The following is a 2,407-nucleotide window of genomic DNA, read 5'->3' as shown; positions in this document are numbered from 1 at the left end:
CGTCGGGGCGCACGCCCGACAGGGCGCCGCCACCTCGGCCGAAGGGGGTGCGGACGGCGTCGTAGACGAAAGCGGCGGGCATCAGTGCTCCTCGGCGGTGGCGTCGGCGAGCGCGAGCCCGGTGAGGGCGCGCAGGTCGTCGACGGTCGTGTCGCCGAACGCCTCGCGCACGGCGAAGCCGTCGGGGGTGACGTCGAAGACGGCGTGGTCGGTGTACACCCGCGAGACGCAACCGACGCCGGTGAGCGGGTAGGAGCACGCGGCGACGAGCTTGGACTCGCCCTGTTTGGTGAGGAGGTCGGTCATGACGTAGACGGCCTTCGCGCCGATGGCGAGGTCCATCGCGCCGCCGACCGCGGGGATCGCACCCGGCTCCCCGGTGGACCAGTTCGCCAGGTCGCCGTTCTCGGCGACCTGGAACGCACCCAGCACGCACACGTCGAGGTGGCCGCCGCGCATCATCGCGAACGAGTCGGCGTGGTGGAAGTAGGCGGCTCCGGCGAGGGCGGTGACCGCCTGCTTGCCCGCGTTGATGAGGTCGGGGTCGACGAGGCCGTCGTCGGGCGCACCGCCCATGCCGAGCAGGCCGTTCTCGGTGTGCAGCACGATCTCCTGGTCGTCGGGCAGGAAGTTGGCGACGAGGGTCGGGGCGCCGATGCCGAGGTTCACGTACGACCCCTCGGGGATGTCGGCGGCGATGCGGCGCGCGAGCTCCGCGCGCGAGATGCGGGTGGTCATCGGGCTCTCCCCTCACCGGCGGATGCCGCGGCGGCGCGTCCTTCGAGGTCGACGCCGCCGACGAACACGCCGTCGTCGAGCCACGCGCGCTCGCCCACCGCGACGACGCGGTCGACGAAGATGCCGGGCGTGACGACGGACTCGGGGTCGATCGCGCCGAGCGGCACGATCTCGTCGACCTGGGCGACGGTCACGGTGGCGGCGGTCGCCATCACGGGGCCGAAGTTGCGCGCGGTCTCGCGGAAGACGAGGTTGCCCCAGCGGTCGCCGCGCAGCGCGCTGATGAGCGCGATGTCGGCACGGATCGGCTGTTCGAGCACGTAGGTGCGACCGTCGATGACCCGGGTCTCCTTGCCCGCGGCGAGCTCGGTGCCCACGCCGGTCGGGGAGAAGAAGCCGCCGATGCCGGCGCCGGCGGCGCGGATGCGCTCGGCGAGATTGCCCTGCGGCACGAGCTCGAGCTCGATCTCCCCGGCGCGGTAGAGACCGTCGAACACCCACGAGTCGCTCTGGCGGGGGAAGGAGCAGACGATACGGCGCACGCGGCGTGCGGCGAGCAGCGCCGCGAGGCCGGTGTCGCCGTTGCCGGCGTTGTTCGCGACGATCGTCAGGTCGCCGGCACCCTGCGCGATGAGGGCGTCGATGAGCTCGACCGGCTGACCCGCACGACCGAAGCCGCCGATCATCACGGTGGCTCCGTCGCGGATGCCGCGCACGGCGGCCGCCGGGTCGGCGACGACTTTGTCGATCATGGTGCTCCGTCGGGGTGATGTTCGTTGAGCGAACGCATGTTCTTTCTGCGAACAGACTAACGCGGCATCCGAGGTTCGTCCAGACCGGCATTGCAGATGCCGCGATCGTGTGTATATCGTTGCGCCACACGGATTGATCCCCATTAAGTGCACCGTCTACATAGAGTGTGCGCGCGAGGATCCCACCGACAGGGCCGATGGAGGACCTCATGGCAGCAGTCGACGACGACACCGATCTCGCCTACGACGTGGTGGTCGTCGGCGCCGGCGCGGGCGGGCTCGCCGCCGCCGTCGCCGCGGCGCACCACGGCGCACGTGTGCTCGTGCTCGAGGCGGCCGACGTGTGCGGCGGCGCCACGGCCTGGTCGGGCGGCTGGCTCTGGGCGCCGCGCACGCTGCTCGCCCACGAGGCCGGCGTCGACGAGTCGGCCGAGGACGTCACGGCCTACCTGCGGGCCGCGCTCGGCGCCGACTTCGACGAGGAGCGGATCGCCGCGTTCCTCGACGGGGCGCCCGAGATGGTCGAGTTCTTCCACACGCGCACCGCCCTGCAGTTCGTGCCCGGAAGCCGCATCAACGACATCTACGGCGACCTGCCGCACGCCGGCACCGGCAACCGATCCGCGGCACCCCGCCCCCTCAACGCCCGCCGCCTCAGCCGGCGCACCCGCCGCCTGCTGCGCGGGCAGCTGTACGAGACCTCCTTCCTCGGGATGGGCATCATGGCCGGTCCCGACCTCGGCGCGTTCCTCGCCGCGGCCCGCGGCAGCCTGCGCGGCATCTGGCACTGCTTCTGGCGGGTCGGCCTGCATCTGATCGACCTCGTGACCCACCGGCGCGGCCTGCAGCTCGTCAACGGCACCGCGCTGGTCGGCCGTCTGCTGCAGTCCGCCGAGGACGCCGGGGTCGACATCCGC

General features: G+C 72.1%; 3 protein-coding genes. 1 reads left to right on the top strand and 2 read right to left on the bottom strand.

The genetic code is table 11. From position 1 onward, the window contains the following. Nucleotides 1–81 precede the first annotated feature (81 nt). Together ASG00_RS01695 and ASG00_RS01690 are read right to left on the bottom strand one after the other, a co-directional pair. Nucleotides 82–738: a 3-oxoacid CoA-transferase subunit B gene (locus tag ASG00_RS01695; RefSeq protein WP_056206385.1), complete on the bottom strand. Its 657-nt coding sequence runs from the start codon at nucleotides 736–738 to the stop codon at nucleotides 82–84. Then, complete coding sequence (locus ASG00_RS01690; protein ID WP_056206383.1) at nucleotides 735–1,490, bottom strand: 3-oxoacid CoA-transferase subunit A; 756 nt, start codon at nucleotides 1,488–1,490, stop codon at nucleotides 735–737. The genes ASG00_RS01695 and ASG00_RS01690 overlap by 4 nt, the downstream gene beginning before the upstream one ends. Before the next feature lie 209 nt (nucleotides 1,491–1,699). Here ASG00_RS01690 and ASG00_RS16355 point away from each other — a divergent pair. Beyond that, nucleotides 1,700–2,407 (top strand): FAD-dependent oxidoreductase (locus tag ASG00_RS16355; RefSeq protein ID WP_235559055.1); only part of this gene is annotated, 708 nt, incomplete at its 3' end.

This window comes from Microbacterium sp. Leaf351, assembly GCF_001423825.1.
In the GTDB taxonomy this organism is placed as follows: domain Bacteria; phylum Actinomycetota; class Actinomycetes; order Actinomycetales; family Microbacteriaceae; genus Microbacterium; species Microbacterium ginsengisoli.
This window is presented reverse-complemented; position numbering and strand designations above follow the sequence as displayed.

What these genes read in the sequence shown, in the direction of transcription:
- ASG00_RS01690 (WP_056206383.1), bottom strand. Translation starts at nt 1,490, where the DNA reads ATGATCGACAAAGTCGTCGCCGACCCGGCGGCCGCCGTGCGCGGCATC.
- ASG00_RS01695 (WP_056206385.1), bottom strand. Translation starts at nt 738, where the DNA reads ATGACCACCCGCATCTCGCGCGCGGAGCTCGCGCGCCGCATCGCCGCC.